The 20,498-nt window shown below is 68.0% G+C and carries 19 protein-coding genes; 6 read left to right on the top strand and 13 right to left on the bottom strand.

Annotated elements, in window-relative coordinates; all coding sequences use genetic code 11:
* Nucleotides 1–346: 346 nt before the first annotated feature.
* From DDT93_RS23130 to DDT93_RS23150, 5 genes are all read right to left on the bottom strand, one after another.
* A complete protein-coding gene (locus DDT93_RS23130) occupies nt 347–811 on the bottom strand; it encodes a CYTH domain-containing protein (protein WP_109468286.1) in 465 nt (154 codons plus the stop codon).
* Nucleotides 811–1,554 (bottom strand): ParA family protein, encoded by a 744-nt coding sequence (locus tag DDT93_RS23135; protein ID WP_109468287.1) that lies wholly within the window; start codon nt 1,552–1,554, stop codon nt 811–813. Before DDT93_RS23135 ends, DDT93_RS23130 begins: the two co-directional genes overlap by 1 nt.
* Nucleotides 1,551–3,077: a CHAD domain-containing protein gene (locus DDT93_RS23140; RefSeq protein ID WP_157960266.1), complete on the bottom strand. Its 1,527-nt coding sequence runs from the start codon at nt 3,075–3,077 to the stop codon at nt 1,551–1,553. Before DDT93_RS23140 ends, DDT93_RS23135 begins: the two co-directional genes overlap by 4 nt.
* 191 nt (nt 3,078–3,268) lie before the next feature.
* Nucleotides 3,269–3,457, bottom strand: coding sequence for a hypothetical protein (locus tag DDT93_RS23145; protein ID WP_109468289.1), 189 nt, complete (start codon nt 3,455–3,457; stop codon nt 3,269–3,271).
* A gap of 167 nt (nt 3,458–3,624) precedes the next feature.
* Nucleotides 3,625–3,837, bottom strand: a complete 213-nt coding sequence (locus DDT93_RS23150; RefSeq protein WP_109468290.1) for a hypothetical protein — start codon at nt 3,835–3,837, stop codon at nt 3,625–3,627.
* Between the two features lie 240 nt (nt 3,838–4,077).
* On the opposite strand from DDT93_RS23150, the gene DDT93_RS23155 reads away from it, so the two are divergent.
* From DDT93_RS23155 to DDT93_RS23180, 6 genes are all read left to right on the top strand, one after another.
* Complete coding sequence (locus tag DDT93_RS23155; protein WP_109468291.1) at nt 4,078–5,754, top strand: ABC transporter ATP-binding protein/permease; 1,677 nt, start codon at nt 4,078–4,080, stop codon at nt 5,752–5,754.
* Nucleotides 5,751–7,394 carry an amino acid ABC transporter ATP-binding/permease protein gene (locus DDT93_RS23160; RefSeq protein WP_109468292.1) on the top strand — a complete coding sequence of 548 codons (1,644 nt, stop codon included), beginning with the start codon at nt 5,751–5,753 and terminating at the stop codon, nt 7,392–7,394. Before DDT93_RS23155 ends, DDT93_RS23160 begins: the two co-directional genes overlap by 4 nt.
* Before the next feature lie 63 nt (nt 7,395–7,457).
* The gene (locus DDT93_RS23165) at nt 7,458–9,065 is read left to right on the top strand and encodes a cytochrome ubiquinol oxidase subunit I (RefSeq protein WP_109468293.1); all 1,608 of its coding nucleotides are present in this window, start codon (nt 7,458–7,460) and stop codon (nt 9,063–9,065) included.
* A gap of 5 nt (nt 9,066–9,070) precedes the next feature.
* A complete protein-coding gene (gene cydB, locus DDT93_RS23170; RefSeq protein ID WP_109468294.1) occupies nt 9,071–10,234 on the top strand; it encodes a cytochrome d ubiquinol oxidase subunit II in 1,164 nt (387 codons plus the stop codon).
* Between the two features lie 15 nt (nt 10,235–10,249).
* A complete protein-coding gene (cydX, locus tag DDT93_RS23175; RefSeq protein WP_109468295.1) occupies nt 10,250–10,393 on the top strand; it encodes a cytochrome bd-I oxidase subunit CydX in 144 nt (47 codons plus the stop codon).
* A gap of 71 nt (nt 10,394–10,464) precedes the next feature.
* Nucleotides 10,465–10,926, top strand: a complete 462-nt coding sequence (locus DDT93_RS23180; RefSeq protein ID WP_109468296.1) for a MarR family winged helix-turn-helix transcriptional regulator — start codon at nt 10,465–10,467, stop codon at nt 10,924–10,926.
* 39 nt (nt 10,927–10,965) lie between these two features.
* Here DDT93_RS23180 and DDT93_RS23185 read toward each other — a convergent pair whose 3' ends face one another.
* The 8 genes from DDT93_RS23185 to DDT93_RS23220 all read right to left on the bottom strand — a co-directional run bounded on the left by DDT93_RS23185 (nt 10,966) and on the right by DDT93_RS23220 (nt 20,436).
* Nucleotides 10,966–12,600 carry a flavin-containing monooxygenase gene (locus tag DDT93_RS23185; RefSeq protein WP_109468297.1) on the bottom strand — a complete coding sequence of 545 codons (1,635 nt, stop codon included), beginning with the start codon at nt 12,598–12,600 and terminating at the stop codon, nt 10,966–10,968.
* A gap of 9 nt (nt 12,601–12,609) precedes the next feature.
* Nucleotides 12,610–14,247, bottom strand: a complete 1,638-nt coding sequence (locus DDT93_RS23190) for an SDR family oxidoreductase (RefSeq protein WP_109468298.1) — start codon at nt 14,245–14,247, stop codon at nt 12,610–12,612.
* Nucleotides 14,248–14,251: 4 nt separating this feature from the next.
* A complete protein-coding gene (locus DDT93_RS23195) occupies nt 14,252–14,797 on the bottom strand; it encodes a flavin reductase family protein (protein ID WP_109468299.1) in 546 nt (181 codons plus the stop codon).
* Nucleotides 14,794–15,333 carry a nuclear transport factor 2 family protein gene (locus DDT93_RS23200; RefSeq protein WP_109468300.1) on the bottom strand — a complete coding sequence of 180 codons (540 nt, stop codon included), beginning with the start codon at nt 15,331–15,333 and terminating at the stop codon, nt 14,794–14,796. Before DDT93_RS23200 ends, DDT93_RS23195 begins: the two co-directional genes overlap by 4 nt.
* Nucleotides 15,333–17,453 carry an acetate--CoA ligase family protein gene (locus DDT93_RS23205; RefSeq protein ID WP_109468301.1) on the bottom strand — a complete coding sequence of 707 codons (2,121 nt, stop codon included), beginning with the start codon at nt 17,451–17,453 and terminating at the stop codon, nt 15,333–15,335. The genes DDT93_RS23200 and DDT93_RS23205 overlap by 1 nt, the downstream gene beginning before the upstream one ends.
* Nucleotides 17,446–18,327: an SMP-30/gluconolactonase/LRE family protein gene (locus DDT93_RS23210; RefSeq protein ID WP_109468302.1), complete on the bottom strand. Its 882-nt coding sequence runs from the start codon at nt 18,325–18,327 to the stop codon at nt 17,446–17,448. The genes DDT93_RS23205 and DDT93_RS23210 overlap by 8 nt, the downstream gene beginning before the upstream one ends.
* A 69-nt stretch (nt 18,328–18,396) precedes the next feature.
* A complete protein-coding gene (locus tag DDT93_RS23215) occupies nt 18,397–19,623 on the bottom strand; it encodes an ABC transporter substrate-binding protein (protein WP_109468303.1) in 1,227 nt (408 codons plus the stop codon).
* A gap of 54 nt (nt 19,624–19,677) precedes the next feature.
* Nucleotides 19,678–20,436, bottom strand: coding sequence for an SDR family NAD(P)-dependent oxidoreductase (locus tag DDT93_RS23220; RefSeq protein WP_109468304.1), 759 nt, complete (start codon nt 20,434–20,436; stop codon nt 19,678–19,680).
* Nucleotides 20,437–20,498: the final 62 nt, after the last annotated feature.

The following is a 20,498-nucleotide window of genomic DNA, read 5'->3' on the forward strand; positions in this document are numbered from 1 at the left end:
CCCGCCGAGCGCTTGAGCAGCTTGAGGGCTCCGCGCCCGGCGAGCTTGCGCCAGATCGGGAACCAGAATACCCAAACCCAACCTGCAGACTCTCGTTATGAATGAGGGACCGGCAGGGGGCAGGTCAAGCTCAGCGTCAAAGCCATAACATGCGGCTAATCCAGCGATTGCTTGGCAGGCTTGGATTGGCAGGTGTCCCGCACTTGCGATTTGCGGGACACTTCTCCCATAAAAATATGGCCGAATAGCACAAACCGCACTTCAGGATCGCCCACCACTTCTCCTTCTGCAAGAGCGAATGACATCCCTCCGGTGCTTCCGGATTACGCGGTTTGCACCCCCGCCGCTACCGGGGCGCGAAGGCCATGACCTTGTTGCTGTAGGCCTTGTTTCCACTGACATCTTCGCCGAACCAGTCCGGCGCGACAAAGGCGTGGGCGGCGGCCTCGTCCTCGAACTCCACCTCGACCACGGTCAGCGGCGCATGCGGTGCCTCGAAGACATCGAGCTCGAACACGGTGCCATCGGCGAGGCGGCCGGTCCAGCGGGTCTTTTCGATGCGTCCGGTCGCGGCGGGCCAGAGCCGGTCGAAGGCTTCGCGCGGGACCTCGGTCTCGTATTCGCCGCGCACCATGCCCTCGCCGGTCTTGATGGTGACGAAGAAGGCCGCCCCCTTCTGCCGCAGACGGACCTCGATCGAATCTTCGGGGCGGGTCACGTAGCCCTGCCGAATCTCGGTGGCTTTGGCGTCGGTGAGGTCAGGCATCCGCGCGACCAGGAACTTGCGTTCGATTTCGGTGTTCTTGGCCATCAGATCCTCTTGATCACTTCGACCGCGAGCCGGTCATAGGCCCGGGCCGCGTCATGGGTTCCGGCGAAGACGCCGACCGGGGTGCGATGCACGCCCATCTTCTCGACATCGGTCGAGAACGGCACCACCACGTCGAGCATGCGCCGGGCATGGGTCTTGCGCATCCGCTTGATCGTCTCGCCGTGCAGCTTCTTGGTGGCCTGCGCCATCGAGAAGAACCCGAGGATCTTCTTTCGCGCCAGCCCGTGCTCCTTGAAGAACTCCCCGAGCTGTTCGAAGGTCCGCTCGGAGAGCGTTGTGGGGATCACCGGAACAACGACGGCGTCGGCCGACCGGAAGACGTTCTCGGACAGGGTCGAGATGTTGGGCGGGCAGTCCAGCACGATGTAGTCGTAATCGCCCTTCACGCTCTTCAGCGCCTTCTTGAGCCGTGACTGGCTGTTCTTCATGCGCGCGAGGAAGACGTCGAAGTCGCGGAAGGTCATGTTGGCCGGGAGGATGTCGAGATCGTCGAAATCGCTGCCCCGGATCGCATCGGTAAAGCGCGTGACGTCGGTGAAGAACCTGTCGCCCTTCAGCTTCTTCGAGGGTTTCACCCGGAAATAGAAACCCGATGCCCCCTGCGGGTCGAGATCGCAGAGCAGCACCCGGTGCCCCTGTTGCGCGAGGCAATAGGCGATGTTCACGGCGCTCGCGGTCTTTCCCACCCCGCCCTTGTTCGAATAGCTGGCGATGATCTTCATGCGTCGGGCTCCTCCGAGTGGAACAGCGCGCGGAAGCTCTCCCGGGTCTTCTCCGAGTCGAAACGGGCAAAGCTGGCCTCCACCCTTGCGCGTTCTTCCTGTTGTTTGCGGTCCAGCACGGTGACCAGCGCGCCGAGGCTCGTCGCGATCTCGAGCGCGTCGCGCGTGTTGGCCCTGAGCCCTGTCAGGAGGTCGCCCAGCGCCGCCTGCTGCACCGCGTAGTCGTTGAACTTGCCAAGGTTGTCCTGAAGCTTCTTCAGGCGCTTGATCAGGGCACCGACATCGGCCGCGTCGAAAAGCGGCGCGAAGAATTCCATCAGGTAGCGCAGCTTCTTGCACTGGATCCGCAGCGCGTGGACCTGCTCGTCGGGCGTTGTGCTGTCGATCCCGGCGGCGATCTTGCAGACCTTGCGGTACCGCTTCCAGATCACCCGGCGGGCATAGTCGAGCGCATGGCTTTCGGCGTCCGGGCCCTCGGCCAGTTGTCCCGGATCCTCGAAGAGCCGCAGCAGCGCCGCCATCTCCTGACGGTATCCGGGGCTCTGCAACCACGCTGCTAGGTCCCTGTGGGCGTCGCCCCTCTCGCGCGCCAGCCGGTCGAACAGCTTTTCCACGCCGCGCCGACGCGCGGGCGGCACCAGCGCCACGTAGTCCTCTCGCTCGATCAGGTAGACATCGAGATCGCGCAGCCTGCCGGTGGGTGACATGACCGCGTCGAACCGCTGTTTCAGCTCGTCGCTCTGCTCGGCCTCGAAAACGCCACGGAACAGCGAGATCACCGAACGGACACGGCGCAGGGCGACGCGGTACTCGTGCAGGAACTCGGAATCGAGATCGGCGAGAATGCCCGCCTCCTGCCGTACCGCGGCAGCGACCTGCGCCCGCACGAAGACGACCGTGGCCTCGAAGGCGGTTTCCTCGGCGGTCATCTCGATCTCGACCTTGCCGATGGTCCCGGGGTTCACGCCCCTGAGGTCCGCTCCGAGATCGAAGGCCGTCTCGCAGAGGCGCGCGCCGGTGGTGTCGATCTGATGCACGAGGCGCTGCAGGGCCTTGTCGTACCCCCGAAGCGGGTTCAGCCGCAGCACCGTGACCGGCGCCGCATTCCCCGACCTCAGCTGCCAGGACTCGCCGCGCACCTCGGTCTTGTCGAAGTCGTCGACCACCTTCCAGCGCTGGCGAACCAGTTCGCCCTTGGCCACGGGCATCAGCGTCCGCAGAGGCGAGACCACGCCGGCCAGCCAGTCGGTGACCCGCCCTTCCGGCATGTCCTGAACGAAGGCAGGCGCGCATCTGGACTGGTCGAGCACCTCCCCCTCCGACAGCAGGAACAGGCCCTCTTCCGTTTCCAGCAGAAGGCGGTCCTTGGCCGCGACCTGCCCGTCGAAGGTATCGACAAGGGCAAAGCTGCCGACGAAGCCGTCGCCGTCGCGGACCAACCGGCTCTTGCCGAGGTCCATTCCTCCGGCGCAGAGCTGTCCGCCCTCGCGGACAAAGATCATCTGGGCTTCAGGCCGGGTCATGGCCCGCTTTCGGAAAGGGTTGCAACCTGTGTCCTCTGTGTCCTTTTCCCGTGGCAAGCGTTCCACGGATGCGCGTCCACCGGAACCAGCCATTTGTCACAGGAACGCGACGTTCGACAAGATTTACGACGATTTCACGGGAAAGACATTGAGACAGGTCATGGTGTCCGTCCTCGCGGCACCATCCCGGCTCAGGCCCGGCGCGCCAGCCAGTCGACGATGTTGTCGCGGCTGCTGCCGTGGAACTCGGCGTGGTCCAGCATCTGCGAGCAGTCCTCGGCCTTTCGAATCATGCGCGGCCCCCGCTGGCCGGCCCGCCAGAGCCAGACCCATTCAATGCGCCCCGTTTCGTCGGTTTCCGCAACGAATACCTTCTTCACGTCTTACGTATCCCCATGGTCATCCCGAGTGATGTCACGACACAAAATCGACAACTCGCCGATTTGTCTAGCACGTCACCCATCATCCAGCCCGCCGTCATGGCGCCGGGTGCCCTACCCTGCCCCCTTGGCCGGATCAACAAGATGTCCAGGTTACGCCGGGTCGCTCAGTTTTGCGCGCGGCCGCCCCTGGCCTGGGCGCTGACCCAGGCGCGGATGTCGTCCTCGGCGGCGCCGTGGAACTGTGCGCGCGCCAGGTCGCTGGCCGAGATGCTGCGCGCGTCGGCCGGTCGCGCGGCCTTCCAGGCTGGCCGTTTGGCCCAGACCCAGGCCACCCGGCCCTGTGTATCCGTTTCCGCGATGAACGTGAGTTTTTGCATGTCAGACCCCCCGGTGCTGCAGGCAGAACCCTAGCAGACAACCCCGCCACGGGGAGAGCAGGTTTTGCACTTTCGCGCCCCGGAGCCGGGATCGCCGGGCAACTGCCCGAGTCCGAGGCATCGGGGCCGCCCCGGGCACCGGGCCTGCGGCACTGTCACACGGGCAAGCGGCTCGTCCCGGGTCGCCGGGAATGGTAACACCGGGGCCAAGGAAACCGGATTGCAGGCGGTGCGAGCCCCATGGATCAGGCCACAGACGCCCCGACGCGGCGGACAACCCACGCCACGCTGGCGCAGGCGCGGGTGATTGCCCCGGTCCGCCGGGAGCTGCGTCACGCCGGGGTGCTCTCCGTTCTCGCCGGGCTGCTCTGGCCGGTGCAGGCCGCCGCCATCGCCTGGTGCATCGCGGGCTGGGCCAATGGCGCCCCGGCGCTAGAGCGCGCCGCTGTGGCCGGGCTGGTCTTTGCCCTCTGCGCCGCTCTGCGGGCGCTGCTGGACCATCGGGCCGGTGCGCTGTTCTTCGCGGCAGCCGACCAAACCCTGTCACGCGAACGCGCGGCGCTGGTCCGGCGCGAGGCCCGCGCGCCCTCGGCCACCGGTTCTGCCGCCATCGCCGCGCTTGCAGTCCAGAAGCTGCCGCTGCTCCAGCCGTGGATCACCCGCTACCATGCGGCAATGATGCGGGTGGTGGTGCTGCCGCCCGTTCTGCTGATCCTCGCCTTTTCGCAGTCCTGGGTCGTGGGGCTGACCCTGCTTGTCGCCGGGCCACTGATCCCGGTGATGATGGCGCTGGTCGGGATGGCGGCGGAGGAGGCCTCGCGCCGCCAGATGGACGAAATCGGCGACATGAACCAGATGCTGATGGAGCGTCTCGCCGCCCTGCTCGACATCCGCCTGCTGGGCGCGGGCGAGGCATCGGCGGTGGCTTTCGGAGCAAGGGCCGAAGCGCTGCGCGAACGCAGCATGGCCGTGCTGCGCATCGCGTTCCTGTCGTCCACAGTGCTGGAGCTGTTCGCCGCGCTCGGTGTCGCCCTCGTGGCGGTCTTCGTCGGCTTCATGCTGCTGGGCGAGATCGGCTTTGGCACCTGGGGCACCCCGCTGACGCTGGGCCAGGGCGTGTTCCTGCTGCTGATCGCGCCCGAGTTCTTCCAGCCCCTGCGAGACCTTGCCGCCGCATGGCACGACCGCGCGGCGGGGTTCTCGGTGGTCGCAGAGCTTGACGAACTGGACCGGGCCGAGCGGGTCGAACCGCTGGGAACCGGCGCCGCCGCGGCCCCCCTGCCCGGGGCGCTGTCGGTGCAGGTACGGGGTGCGGAGGCCATGGTGCCGGGAGGCCGGGTGCCCCTTCCCGACGTCTCCCTCGCGGCCGGGGAAACGCTCGCCCTCACCGGGCCGAGCGGCTGCGGCAAGAGCACGATGCTGGCCGCGCTGGCCGGGCTGGCCCCTCTGGCCTCCGGGCGGATCGACGTCTGCGGCGAGCCGCTCGATGACCAAACGGCAGATGCATGGCGCGCGTGCATCGCGCTGGTGCCCCAGCGGCCGCACTTCGCCGACACCACGCTCGGCGACTGGCTCGACCCGAAGGGCGCCGGAACCGACCCCTGGCCCGCCTTGCACCTCGCCGATGCCGCGCGGGTGGTCGAAGGGCTGCCCGAGGGGCTTGCCACCCGCCTCGGCGCGACCGGGGGCGGGGTATCCGGCGGCGAGGCGCGGCGGCTGATGCTGGCCCGCGCGGTGCTGCAGCGAGGCGACCTCATTCTGGCGGACGAGCCGACCGCCGACCTAGACCCCGAAACGGCACAGCGGGTGATCGCCGCGCTGGAGCGGCTGCGCGCGAGCGGGCGGGCGGTGATCGTCGCCACCCACGACCCGGTGCTCGCCGCCGCCATGCAACGGCAGGTGGAGATCGGCGCATGAGGCCGGTCCTGCATATCCTGCGCCTGCTGCTGACCAGCGCCCCGGGTGCGATGGCGCGCGGCGCCGCGCTCTCGGTGCTCGTGCTGCTGATGGGGGCGGCTCTGCTCGGGCTCTCGGGCTGGTTCGTCACCGCGACCGGGCTTGCCGGGCTCGGCGGGATCGGCATCGCCTTCGACGTGTTCCGCCCCTCTGCGGGCGTCCGGTTCCTTGCGCTGGGGCGCACCGCCGCCCGCTATGGCGAGCGGCTGCTGACCCACGACGCCACACTGCGCGCCCTTGCCGCGCTGCGGGTCGATCTGCTGCGGCGGCTGGCGCGGCTCGACGGGCGGGCCCTGTCGCGGTTGCGGGGCGAGCAGGTGCTGACCCGCATCGTCGCCGACGTCGACGCGCTCGACGGGCTGGTGCTGCGGCTGCTGCTGCCGGGCACGGCGGCGCTCGCCGCGCACCTGCTGATCTTCGCCGCGCTGGCATGGCTGCTGGGCTGGCCGGTTGCACTCGCGATCCTCGCCGGAACCCTGCCCGCCGCCGCGCTGATCCTCTGGCGCCTTGCCCGGCGGGGGCTGCGGCCTTCGACCGATGCCGAGAACGAGGCCCAGGCCCTGCGGCGTGGGCTCATCGACACCATCCGCGACCGCGAGGCGGTGATCCTGTCGGGGCGGCTGTCAGAACAGGAGGAGCGTCTGCTGGCCCATGATGCCGCCGCGCGGGGGGCGATGGCCGCGCTCGACCGGGCCGAACGGGACGCCGGGCGCGCGCTCTCGCTCCTCGTGGCGCTGGTGGCGGCGGCCGCATTGGTGGCCGGGGGTTGGTTGCTGTCGCGCGGGGTGCTCGACCCGGCCAAGGCCGCCATCGGGTTCTTCGTGGCCGTCGCACTGGCCGAGGCGGTCTGGCCGCTCCGGCGCGGCGTTGCCGACCTCGGGCGCATGGTCGGGGCCGCCCGCCTCCTCGCTCCGGCCCCCGATGCTGCGCCCCGCCCTGCCCCGGTGGCATCCAATCCCGACGCCCCCTTGCTGCGGATTGCCGTTCCGGGGCTCGACCTGACGCTGGCCCCCGGCGAGGCCGTTGCGCTGACCGGACCCTCCGGCGCGGGCAAGACCGAGCTGCTGCTGCGGATCGCCGGGCTGGGGCCGGGTCAGGGGCTGGAACTCTACGGAAAACACCCCGACCGTTGGCAGGAGGACGCGCTGAGATCGGTCGTGTCCATGCTGCCGCAGCGCAGTGCCCTCGTCGCCGGAACGTTCCGCGACAACCTGTCGCTGAATGGCGAGGCGGACGAGGACACGCTCTGGGCCGCTCTGGAGGCCGTTGCCCTGGCCGATGTCGTCCGCGAGCGCGGCGGGCTGGAGGCGCGACTGGGCGAAGCCGGGGCCGGCCTCTCCGGCGGGCAGGCCCGGCGCCTTGCCCTTGCGCGCAACCTCCTGAAAAAGCCTGCGCTTCTGCTGCTGGACGAACCCACCGAGGGGCTGGATGCGGCAACCGCCGACAAGGTGCTGCGCGGCCTGCGCGCTTTCCTGCCCCGCGCGACGATCATTGCCGCCATGCATCGGGGCGCAACTCACGAAATCTTCAATCGAACCGCGACCTTAGGTGTCAGCCCTGCGGCGTTGTCACAGGGCGAGAGCAGTCTAGTATTGCGGTAGGGATAAGCCAGCCACGGGCGAGTCGCCCGCTGACGGTGCCTACAACCTGCAGGGGAACCGCGCATGGAACTCGATATCGTCGAGCTGTCACGTCTCCAGTTTGCCATGACAGCGCTTTACCACTTTCTCTTCGTGCCATTGACACTCGGCCTGTCGATCATCGTCGCGATCATGGAGACGGTCTACGTGATGACCGCCCGCCCGATCTGGCGGCAGATCACCAAGTTCTGGGCCACGCTCTTCGGCATCAACTTCGTTCTCGGCGTGGCGACGGGCATCACCATGGAATTCCAGTTCGGCATGAACTGGTCCTACTACTCGCACTACGTCGGCGATGTGTTCGGGGCGCCACTCGCCATCGAGGGGCTGATGGCCTTCTTCCTCGAAGCCACCTTTGTCGGGCTGTTCTTCTTCGGCTGGGAAAAACTCAGCCGGGTGCAGCACCTCGTGGTCGCCTGGCTGGTCGCCATCGGGTCGAACTTCTCGGCGCTCTGGATCCTCATCGCCAACGGCTGGATGCAGAACCCCGTGGGGGCCGAGTTCAACCCCGACACCATGCGGATGGAGATGACCTCGTTCTTCGAGGTGGTGTTCAACGGCGTGGCGCAGGCCAAGTTCGTGCATACGGTCTCGGCCGGTTATGTCACCGCCTCGGTCTTCGTTCTCGGCGTCTCCGCCTGGTACCTGCTCAAGGGGCGGCACATCGAACTGGCGCGGCGGTCGATCACCGTGGCGGCCTCCTTCGGGCTGGCCTCGGCGCTCTCGGTCGTGGTGTTGGGTGACGAGTCCGGCTACGAGACCTCGCACAACCAGAAAATGAAACTCGCCGCGATCGAGGGCATGTGGGAGACCGAACCCGCCCCCGCCTCCTTCACGCTGGTCGGCCTGCCGGACCAGGAGGCGCGCGAGACCCACTACGCGATCCGCATTCCCTGGGTGATGGGGCTGATCGGCACCCGGTCGCTGACCGAGGAGATCCCGGGCATCGACAAGCTGGTGGCCGAGGCCGAGACGCGGATCAAGAGCGGCATCATCGCCTATGACGCGCTGATGACCATCCGCGAACAGCGCGACGCGACCCCTGCAGAGGTACGCGCCACCTTCGAGAACCACGGCGGCGACCTCGGTTATGCCTTCCTGCTCAAGCGCTACGTCGACGATCCGCGCGACGCCGACGCGGAGCTGATCGCCTCGACCGCGTGGGACACCGTGCCAACCGTCTGGCCGCTGTTCTGGTCGTTCCGGATCATGGTCGGGCTGGGCTTCTCCTTCATCGCGCTGATGGCCTATTTCTTCTGGCGGTCGAGCTTCAAGGCACAGAGCTATCCGCGTTGGGCGCTGCGCCTTGCCGTGGTGATGATCCCTGCGCCGTGGATCGCGGCCGAACTGGGCTGGTTCGTCGCCGAGTTCGGGCGCCAGCCCTGGACGGTCGACGGCGTGCTGCCCACGGCCCTGTCGGTCAGCCACCTCAGCGTGCAGGACCTGCTGCTGACGCTGGCGGGCTTCGTCATCTTCTACACGGTCCTGTTCATCGTCGAGATCGGCCTGATGCTGAAGTACATCCGCAAGGGCCCGTTCCAGGATGTGGACCTCACCAATGACTGGGAGGCGCGCCACGAACGGCGGCTGCGCCGCCGCGAGGGCGAAAGCCCGTTTGCACCTGCGGAGTAAGCGACATGATCCTGTTCGAACTCTTCGACTACGGCCTGCTGCGGGTCATCTGGTGGCTGCTGCTGGGCGTCCTGCTGATTGCCTTCGCGATGACCGACGGCTTTGACATGGGCGTGGGTGCGCTGCTGCCCTTCGTCGGCAAGACCGACGTGGAGCGGCGGATCGCCATCAACACGGTCGGCCCGGTCTGGGAAGGTAACCAGGTGTGGTTCATCCTCGGGGGCGGCGCGATCTTCGCCGCATGGCCACCGCTCTACGCGGTGAGCTTCTCGGGTTTCTACCTTGCCATGTTCGTCATTCTTGCCGCGCTGATCCTGCGCCCCGTCGCGTTCAAGTACCGCTCCAAGCGCGACAGCGCGTCCTGGCGCAACGGCTGGGACTGGGCGCTGTTCGTAGGCGGCGCCGTGCCCGCGCTGATCTTTGGGGTGGCGGTCGGCAACGTGCTGCAGGGCGTGCCCTTCCGGCTCACGCCGGACCTGCTCTCGATCTACGAGGGCAGCTACTACGGCAAGTTCCTCGGCCTTCTGAACCCCTTTGCCCTGCTGACCGGTGTCGTCTCGCTGTCGATGCTGGTGACCCACGGCGCGGCGTGGCTGACGCTCAAGACCGAGGGGCCGGTGCAGCTGCGCGCGCGCAGCATCGGCTCGGTCACGGGGGCCATCGCCATCGTCGCCTATGCGCTGGCCGGTCTCTGGCTGGCCTTCGGGATCGACGGCTACGCCCTTGTTGCCGATCCGGTCAGGGATGGCCCGTCGAACCCGCTCTACTCCGAGGTCACCCGGGGCAGCAGCTGGCTGGCGGCCTATGGGCAGCGCCCGTGGATCGTCATCGCGCCGCTGATGGGATTTGCGGGGATGATCCTTGCCGTGCGCGGGCTGCGCGCGGGCCGCGAGGTCACGACCCTGCTGTGGTCGAAGCTCGGCATCCTCGGCACCATCTCGTCGGTCGGGCTGACGATGTTCCCCTTCATCCTGCCCTCCTCCATCGACCCAAACTCGTCGCTGACGGTCTGGGACAGCTCGTCCTCGCACCAGACGCTGTTCATCATGCTGGTGGCGACGATCATCTTCCTGCCGCTGATCCTTGCCTACACCGCCTGGGTCTACAAGGTGCTGTGGGGCAAGGTCACCGAGGACGGCGTCACCGGCCAGTCCGACACCGTGTATTGAGAAAGGAACAGGGACATGTGGTACTTTGCATGGCTGCTCGGACTTCCCCTCGCCGCGATCTTCGCCGTGGTCAACGCCATGTGGCTTGAACTGCAGCGCGACCGCAGGCTGGACGAAGAGGACGAGGCACTGGCGCGGGACGACCGGCAAGCGCGTTGACGCGGCACGGCCGGCAATGCATCTGTCGGCCGCGCACCCGTCGCACGACACTCAGGAGATTTCGCGGACGCATGGCGGTCGAGGAAGAAAGCTTTCGCACATCCATCCTGTACTGGGTGCGCGTGCTGGAGGAACGCAGCAACGTGGCCTTCGTGCAGGAAATGGGCGGCGGCAAGTCGCTGGTCGCGCGCTGGCGCACCCTGTCGATCCTGTCGGAACTGTCGGGTCTCTCGGTGAACCAGCTAACCGCCCATACACAGATCGAGCGGACGGCGCTCAGCCACCTGCTGACGCAGATGGAGCAGGAGGGACTGGTGCGGCGCGAGAGCTATCCCGGAGACCGCCGCACCATCGGGGTCTATCTGACCGACGCCGGCCGCGCGTTGTTCGAAGAGATGCTGCCGGTCCGCCGGCGCATCTTTCGCCAGGCCGCCGAGGGGCTGAGCGAGGCCGACCTGCAGGCGATGATGCGCATCACCCGGCACCTTGTCGACAACATCGGCGACCCCACGGAAGACGCGGGCAGCGGCTGAGGCGCGCGGTGGACCTGTCCGCCCTGCCCGCCCTTGCCGTCAGACCTTTTCGAGCGCCTTCTCGAAACTGAGGTCAGCATAGCCGCTGGCGGCGGCCGCCTCGCAATGCTCGCGGTACTTGTTGAAGCCGCCGACGAACATGGTCAGCCCCTCGGGCTTGCCCTTGACGTTCGACCCGACCCACCACGTCTTGGCCTTGCGCACCAGAGACCGTTCCGCAAGCGCGAGGACAAGGTTCATCCAGCGGTCCTCGGCCGCCTTGGTGACCTCTGCGCTGGCAAGGCCCTCGGCCTTCATGTGCTCGATCAGGTTGGCCACCCAGTCGACATCGTTCTCGGCGATGGTGATCAGGTTGGCAAGCGCGGCGGGCCCGTTGGGGCCGCTGGTGGCAAAGAGGTTCGGGAAACCTTCGACCATCATGCCAAGGAACGAGCGCGGACCGCTCGCCCACTTGTCGCGCAGCAGCCGCCCGTCGCGGCCCCGCAGGTCGATGGCCAGCAGCGCGCCGGTGAGCGCGTCGTAGCCCGTGGCGAGGATCAGCATGTCGAGTTCGGTCTCGCCCACCTCGGTGCGGATGCCGGTCTCGGTGATCTCGACGATCGGATCGGTCAGGCAGTCCATCAGGTGCACGTTGGGCAGGTTGTAGGTCTCGTAGTACTCGGTATCGAGGCAGGGACGGCGGGCGAAGATCGGGTAGCCGCGCGGCTTCAGCGCTTCCGCCGCCTTCGGATCCTCGACGATCTGCCCGATCTTGGCGCGCACGAAGTCGGCCACCTGGTCGTTGGCCTCCTGGTTCGAGAGCAGGTCCGAGAAACAGGCGAGGAAGGTATGACCGCCATCCTGCCACGCGTGTTCCATCACGTCCTGCCGCTGCGACGGCGGCAGCGAGAAGAAGGGCCGCGTCGAGACCGGCCGGGTGCCCCCGGTCGGGTTCATCCGCATCGCCTCGCGCATTGCCGGGTAGTGCTTCTTCATCTCGGCGATGTAATCGGGTTCGAGGTCGTGGTTGCGCATCGGCAGCGTCCAGCTGGGGGTGCGCTGGAACACGAAGAGCTCGCCCGCCTTGCGCCCGACCTCCTGCACGATCTGGATGCCGGTCGATCCGGTGCCGATGATGCCCACGCGCTTGCCCGCGAAGTCCACCGGCTCATGCGGCCATTTCTGGGCGCGCAGGAGTTGCCCCTTGAACCGGTCGAGCCCCGGGATGTCGGGATCCTTGGGGATCGACAGCGGGCCGGTCGACATCACGCAGAACGGCGCCTCGATTACCTCGCCCCGGTCGGTGGTGGCGCGCCAGAGCTTGCCTGCCTCGTCCCAGATCGCGCTGGTCACGCGGGTGTTGAAGCGGAAGCTTTTCCGCAGGTCCAGCCGGTCGGCCACGAAGTTGGCATAGGCCAGGATCTCGGGCTGTGCGGCGAACTGCTCGGACCAGCTCCATTCCTGCTGGATCTCGTCGGAGAAGCCATAGGAGTAGTCGACCGACATCAGGTCGCAGCGCGCGCCGGGGTAGCGGTTCCAGTACCACACGCCGCCGACGTCGCCGCCGGCCTCGATGCCCGTCACGTCATAGCCCATCTCGCGGAACTTGTAGACGGCGTACATGCCGCCAAAGCCCGCGCCGACGACGATCACGTCGAGCCGGGTCGGCTGGGAGGTAGTCTGCGGATTGCTCATATCAGGTCCTCACTGAAAGGTTGTTTCAAGCGGCGCGGTCTGCTCCGCGCCGGGCGCCTCATGGGCGGAAAGATCGAAGGCGTCGCCAGCGGCCCCAAAGGAGGTCCAGCCTCCATCGACGTAGAGAATGGCGCCGCTGACGTAGCTCGCCGCAGGGGAGGCGAGGTAATGGGCGGCCTGCGCGATGTCGTCCGGGCGACCCAGATCGCCCATCGGTATGCGGCGGCGGATCGCCACGGCATCGATCAGGCCCCGGGTTTCGAGGTCGGCGACGCCGGGGGTGCGGATGTAGCCCGGTGCCAGCGTCGCGGTACGAATGCCCTTGGGGCCAAGCTCGGCCGCCATGCAACGCGTCAGCATGTCGATGGCGGCCTTGGAGGCCCCGTAGGCATGGCGCGGGGCGAACGGCAGGAAGGTGTTGATCGAACCGAGGTTGATCACCACACCCTGCCCGTCGGCCATCAGCTTCAGTGCCTCGCGGGCACAGGAGAAGGCCCCGGCGAGGTTGACCGACAGCACGCGGTCCAAGTCGGCCGAGGTCTGCTCGGCCGCCGGTTTGAAGGTGTCGGAGATCGCCGCGTTGTTCACGAGGATGTCGAGATGCCCGAGATCGGCGGCGATCCGGGCAAAGCCCTCGGCCACCGAGGCATCGTCGGCCACGTCCATCGTCAGCGCGAGGTGATCCCCGCCCAGTTCGGCCGCTCGCGCGGCCAGCGAGTGCGAGTCGCGGTCGGCCAGCACGACCCGGTCGCCCCCGGCGGCAAAGCGGGCGGCGATGGCCGCGCCGATGCCGGTTCCGGCCCCGGTGACCAGCACGTTGCGGCGTCGCGCAGGCACCTCGGGGCGGGTCAGCTCATCGGCGGGCACGCCCGCGACGGGCGGATGCGCCTCGCCCGGTTGGTTGAAGGACATCCAGCCGCCATCGACCACCAGCACCGAGCCGGTGATGTAGCGCGCCTCGGGCGAGGCGAGGAACCCGATGGCCGAGGCGATTTCGTCCCCGCGGGCCAGACGCCCCATCGGGATGCGCTGCCGGACCCGGGCGAGGTCGACCTTGCCCGCCTCTTCGAGTCCCGCGACCATCGGCGTGCGCACATAGCCCGGCGCAACGGCGGTGACGCGGATGCCCCGCCCCGCCCACTCGCAGGCAAGCGACCGGGTCAGCGAGATCAACGCGGACTTGGAGGCGGCGTAGGCGTTGCGCGCCGGGTTCGAGATAATCCCGCCAAGGGACACGGTGTTGACGATGGCGCCCCCCGGTCCCATCCGCGCGGCGGCCTCGCGCGCCAGCGTGAAGGGCGCAAAGACGTTAGTGCGCAGGGCGGCGCGGATCTCGTCGGTCGGCGTCTCGGTGGTCGGGCGCATGGTCGGGCCGATGGCGGCGTTGTTGACCAGCACGTCCAGCCCCTGCCCCAGCCCGTCCACCTGCGCAAAGAGCGCCGCGATCTGGCCCTCGTCGGACAGGTCGCAGGGCAGCGCGAGGTGATCGCCGCCAAGCGCCGCCACCACCTCCTCCAGCCCGGTGCCCGGCAGGTCGACGGCCAGCACCCGGTCGCCCCGGCCCGCGAACTCGGCGACGAGGGCACGGCCGATCCCGCCGGCGGCGCCGGTGATCAGGGAGATACGTCTGCGGCTTTGGTCGGTCATCGTCTTACTCCGGGGCAATCCTGCGGAAGAATCCGTCGCGGTAGAGCAGCGCGTTGTCATCGCTGCTGGACAGGGCGACGACGCGGCCAAGGATGACCCGATGCGTGCCGCAGGGGATGTTGCTGGTCATCTCGCAGTCAAAGGCGCTGACGCAGTCGTTCAGCACCGGCGCGCCGGTCGCCAGCGTGGTCCAGGACCCAAGTTGGAGCCGGGTCTCGCCCGCCAGCCCCCGGGTCGAGAAGACGCGCGCCAGTTCGGACTGCTCGTCGCTGAGGAAGTTCACGGCAAAGCGCCCCGATTCCTCGATCAGCCGCAGCGCCCTCGCCTCGTTGTTGACGCAGACCAGCAGGGTCGGAGGCTCGGTGGTCGCCGAGCAGATCGCCGTGACCGTCAGGCCATTGCGTTCCGTGCCCGAGACCGAGGTGATCACTGCCACGGGCGAGATCACCCGGCGCATGGCCAGACGGTACTCGGCCTCCGAGACGCCGTCGGCGCCCGCCGGTGCGACCGCGCTGGCGGTCCGGCCCTGGTGTGGTGTTTCCCCCGTCATGCGGGCGGCCCGTCGGTGGAGTTGCCGATGCGATAGACCGGGTCATCGGGAAAGGCCCCGCCAATCGGCGTGCGCGGGCCGAAGCGTTCGGCCTCGCTGCCCTCCGGCACCTCCTGCGGATCGACCCAGTCGTAGGCGACGGTGCGGCTCGCCACGCGCCATTCGTCGCCGCGCTTTTCGAACAGGTCGCAGTAGCGCCCGGCCAGCATCACCTGCCGCTCCACCCCGTCCGGCCCCTTGCCGCGCTGCAACGCGAGGAAGTAGCTCTCGACCGCCGCACGGTCTGCGCCCCGGAACTCGATCAGGATATTGCTGACCGCGTGGACGTTGCGCGCCCCGCTGGCCCAGACCTTGCGGGCCATCTCGACAAAGCCCGAGACCGGACCGGCATAGGCACCGTGGTTGTCATAGGCGTCCGGCCAGTAGGACGAGACCAGCGCCGCCTCGTCGGCCCGGTCGATGCCCCGGCAATAGCGGTAGATGCAGTCGCGGATCGCCTCGCGGTCGAGCAGTTCCTGAAGCCTTGCGTCCACCATCACGCCTCCTCCTTCATCACCAGCAGCGCGTCGAGCGCCAGCACGCCCTCGCCCTCGGGCATCACCCGGACCGGGTTCAGGTCGATGCCCTCGATCCGGTCGGCATGGGCCGCCGCGAAACGCGAGAGGTCCGACAGGAGCTGCGCCAGCGCCTCGACGTCCGCGGGTTTCGCACCGCGAGCGCCTTCGAGCATGGCAAAGCCCCGGATCTCGCGGATCATGCGCCGCGCCTCGTCGACCCCGAAGGGCGCGGCGCGGAAGGTCACGTCCTTCAGCACCTCGACGAAGATTCCGCCGAGCCCGAACATCACCACGGGTCCGAAACTCGGGTCGTCGTGCACGCCGATGATGGTTTCGACCCCACCCGCGACCATCGGGGCGACGAGGACACCTTCGATCCGGGCGCCGGGCGCGGCGGCACGGACCTTCTCCAGCATCGCATCGGTCGCCTGCCGCGCCTCTTCGGGTGTGCGGATGTTCAGCGCCACGCCGCCGATCTCGGTCTTGTGCAGGATGTCGGGCGAACAGATCTTGAGGACGATGGGAAAGCCGATGCCCTCCGCTGCCGCAGCGGCCCCAGCGCCATCCGGGACACAGACCTCCCGGGGGAAGGGAACGCCCGCCCTGCCGAGGATCGCCTTGGCCGTGGCCTCGCTGACCGCGCCCTTGGGCAGGTCGACGGGTGTCATGGGCGCAGGCTGCGCCTCGGCCTGGTCGAACCCGTGGCGGATGCGGGCCAGCGCGCCAAAGGCATTGGCAAGCTGCGCACCGTCCTGAAACACCAGGAACCCCCGGCGTTCGTAGTCGCGGATCACGTCGGTCGGGGCCGACATGGTCAGGCCAAGCAGCCTGTCCTTCTGTCCGGCGAGCCCCGCATCGAGGGCTTCGAGCAGCGGTTCGGCAAAGCTGCGGCTGGCGGGTCCGGTGCCGAGGATGGCCGAGAACATGCCATAGCCGCCCTGCTCCATCATCGCCTTCACGTAGGCGGTGAGGATCGACATGTCGCTGACCGCCTGCGCCGTCGCATCGACCGGGTTCACCGGAGAGGCATAGGGCAGCAATGCCTTCAGCTCTGCCTGCGCGGCTTCCGGCATCGGCGCCACGTCGAGCCCCGCATCGGCACAGTCGTCCGCCAGCTGGATGCCGAACCCGCCGGACATGGTGAAGATGCCGATACGGTCGTTCTCGGGGTAAGTTCCGGAGGCTGCGGCATAGGCGACGTCAAGCTGTTCCGAGGTGGTGCGGGCCCGGTGCACGCCGTACTGGCGCAGCACCGCGTCGAACACGGCGTCGGAGCCGGCAAGAGAGGCGGTGTGCGAGGCCGCCGCCTGCGCGCCGATCTCGGTCCGGCCGGTCTTGATGAAGACCACGGCCTTGCCAAGCGTCCGCGCACGCTCCAGCGCCGCGCGGAACCGGTCGCCGTCGCCGACGCCCTCGGCATAGGCCATGACCACCCGGGTTTCCGGTTGCTCCACCACGTGGGCCAGCGCCTCGGCCAGCGAGATGTCCATCTCGTTCCCGGTGGTGATCCAGCGGCTGATGCCAAGGCCGCGCTCGCGCGCGAGGTGGGCGATATGCGACCCGTAGGCCCCGCTCTGCGAGACGATGCCGACCGGGCCCGGCGCGATCAGCGCGCCGTCGAGCACGACCGAGAAGGTGCCGTACCAGCCAAGGGCCGGGTTCATCACGCCAAGGCAGTTCGGCCCCAGCAGGCGCAGCCCGCCCTCGCGGGCGACGGCGGCGATCCGGGCCTGCATCGCCTGCCCCTCCGCCCCGGTCTCGGCGAAACCTGCCGAGAAGATCACCGCAGAGGGGATGCCCTTGGCCACGCAAGCCTCGACCGCAGCGAGGGTCGCGGCGGCAGGCACCGCGAGGATGGCGGTATCGGGAACCTCGGGCAGGCTGGCGAGGTCGGCATAGGCCTTGAGGCCCTGCACGGTGTCGCGCTTGGGATTGACCGGGTAGATCCGCCCCTTGAAGCCGCTTTCGCGCATGTAGCGCAGCGGCCGTCCGCCAATGCGGGTCACATCGTCCGAAGCGCCGACGATGGCGACGCTCGCGGGGGACAGCAGGGCCGAGAAGGCATCTGGCACAGGGGCGCGGTGGAGAGTGTCAGCCATAGAGCGGCTCCGGTATTCCTGTGACCCCGAGCCCTTCCAGCGCGAAGAGATACCCGCCGTAGGGATGGCGGGAGATCGCGCGGCCGGAGCCGGAATCCTTGATTGACGTCATGTAGAGGATCGACATGTCGGGCCCGCCGAAGGTGACGCAGCTGGGCATGTCGACAGGGGCCGAGATCACCCGGTCGAGCGAACCGTCGGGCGCAAAGCGTCCGATCTTGCCCGCCTGGACGAGGGACACCCAGATGAAACCCTCGGAATCCACGGTCGCCCCGTCCGGTCCCGAGTGATAGGGCCGCGTGTCCACGTGAATACGGGGTTCGGTCAGCGGTTCGGCATCGGCGGTGTAATGGTAGGCGCGGATCGCCCGGTCGAGGCTGTCGGCAAAGTAGAACGTGCCGCCATCCGGGCTGAAGCAGATAGAGTTGGAAATGCGGATACCCGTTGCGAGGCATTCGGCGCCGCCACCGGCGGACACCCGGACAAGTTGCCCCTCCGGCTCGGCAAAGACACCCATGGTGCCGCAGACGAAGCGGCCCTGCCGGTCCACCTTGCCATCGTTGAAGCGCACCCGCGCGTTCGCGGGTTCGGGAACGTAGACCGGGTCGAGCGCACCATCGGCGAGATTCACGAGGTAGATGCCATCCGCCAGACCCGCGATCAGCTGGCCGGAGTCGCGGCAGAGCGCGATCGAGCCGATCATCGAGGGCATTTCAAGCGACTGCACCTCGTCCTTGCCGTAGTCGAGAAAGCGGATCAGGCGCGAGAAGCTGTCGACCCAGTAGAGGCGACCCAGACGGTCGTCCCAGATCGGGCTCTCACCCAGCTTGTCGGGTGACGGCGAAATGCGCGTGGCGGTGATGGTAAGGGTCATGGCAGGCGATCCTGGCAGGCAGGGAAGATCGCGGCCCGGGGGATGAAGCCGGGCCGCGCAGTCACGGCGTCACTCGGTCAGCAGCGGACACTGGCTTTCCGAGGCGGGCCGCCACACATCCTCGGCCGGGAGTGTCCCGAGGATCTTGTAGTAATCCCAGTCGTACTGGCTTTCGCTCGGCGTCTTGACCTGCACCTGCAGCATGTCCCGCATCACCACACCGTCGGCGCGGATCTCGGCATCCTTGGTGAACAGGTCATTCACCGGCATGGAGCGCATGCTGGCCATCACGTCCGGCCCGGCGTCGGAACCTGCGGCCTCGATGGCCTTGAGGTAGTGGTTCACCGCCGAGTAGGTCACGGTCTGGGACTCGTTCGGGCGACGGTCGCTGCCCATTACCGCCTCGTAACGCTTGGTAAAGGCGCGGGTTTCGTCGTTCTCGTCCCAGTAGGCGGGCGCCGAGGCGATCAGCCCCTGCATCGCTTCGAGGCCGATGCCGTGAACGTTGTTCACCTGCATCCCCAGCGGCGCGAGCTTCTGCCCGGCCTCGGCGATCCCGAACTCGCGGGCCTGTTTGATGACGTTGGCGAGGTCAGACCCGGCGTTGGCGATACCGATCACCTTTGCCCCGCTGGCCTGTGCCTGCAGCAGCTGCGACGAGAAATCGTTGGCGCCCAGCGGGTGCAGGACCGAGCCCAGAACCTTGCCGCCGTTCTCCTCGATGAAGCGGGTGGCGTCCTCCTGCCACTGCTTGCCGAAGGTGTAGTCGACGGTGATGAAATACCAGGTGTCGAGCCCCTGGGCGAGCTGCGCCATCACCGAGCCCTTGGCGAGCGTATAGGTGTCGTAAGCCCAGTTGGTGCCCATCGGCGAGCACTTGGAGTTGGTGGTGTCCGAGGTCGCGGTGCCCGCGATCAGGTAGGGCTTTTCGTGCTCTTTCATCACGTCCTGCACGGCCAGCGCGATGGAGGAGGCGGAGCAGCCCACGATGGCATCGACGCCTTCGCTCTCGACCCATTTGAGGGCCTGGGCGACGCCGATGTCGGGCTTGTTCTGGTCGTCGGCGATGACGACCTCGACCGGCACCCCGTTGATCGAGCCGCCGTGGTCCTCGATGGCGAGCTTGACCGAGGTGACCGAGCCGGCGCCGCAGTTGTCGGCATAGGGACCGGACTGGTCGTTCATCACGCCGATCCGGATCACCCCGTCCGAGATGTCGGCATGGGCCTGGGGCGCGACGAGCGCGGTGGCGGCAAGCAGGCTGGCCAGGCAGCCGGACTTCCTGATGTAGTTCATGACTTCCTCCCTTGAATGGAGACGGCCTCCTCCGGCCGCCCCGTTATCCCCGCGTCACGAGAACGCGTAGGTGATGCCTCCGTCGACAAAGAGCATGTCGCCGGTGACGAATGACGCCTCGTCCGAGGCAAGGAACACGGCCGCGTTGGCCATGTCTTCGGGTTGGCCGAGACGGCGGATCGGCACGCGCTCGCGGCGCCGTTCCCAGCCGTCCTCGGTGACCACGCGCATGGCGCCGTCGGTCTGGGTCGGGCCCGGGGCAATGGCATTGACGCGGATGTTGTCGGGGCCGAACTCGGCTGCGCCCGAACGGGTCGCGGCGGCGACGGCGGCCTTGATGGCGCTGTACATGATGCCGTGTTTCATCGCGATCACGGCCGAGGGCGAGGCGATGTTGACGATGGCCCCCTCGCCTGCTTCGCGCATCTGCGGCAGCACCGCCTGGTAGCCCCAGATCACGCCCTTGAAGCCCACGTCGATCATCCGGCCGATGGCGGTCTCGTCCTGCTCTTCGAGCGGGCCGTAGCGGTTCCACATGGCGTTGTTGACCAGCAGGGTGACCGGGCCGAACGCCTCTTTCAGCGTCTCGGCGGCGGCAAAGACCTCGTCGCGGTTGGCAACGTTACCGGCAATGGCGATGGCCTTGCCGCCTGCAGCGCGGATCGCCTCGGCGGCGGGTTCAGCCACGTCGAGGCGCAGATCCAGCACGCCGATGGCCGCGCCTTCGCGGGCATAGGCCTCGCAGATTGCGCGACCGATGCCGCGCCCGCCGCCCGTGACCAATGCGACCTTACCTTGCAGACGTCCGCCCATGATTCCTCCCTTGCCGGCGCGTGCGGACACCTCCGCGCACAGCCGGTTTGTCTTCGACAGTC

The organism is Albibacillus kandeliae (genome assembly GCF_003116585.1).
GTDB lineage: Bacteria > Pseudomonadota > Alphaproteobacteria > Rhodobacterales > Rhodobacteraceae > Albibacillus > Albibacillus kandeliae.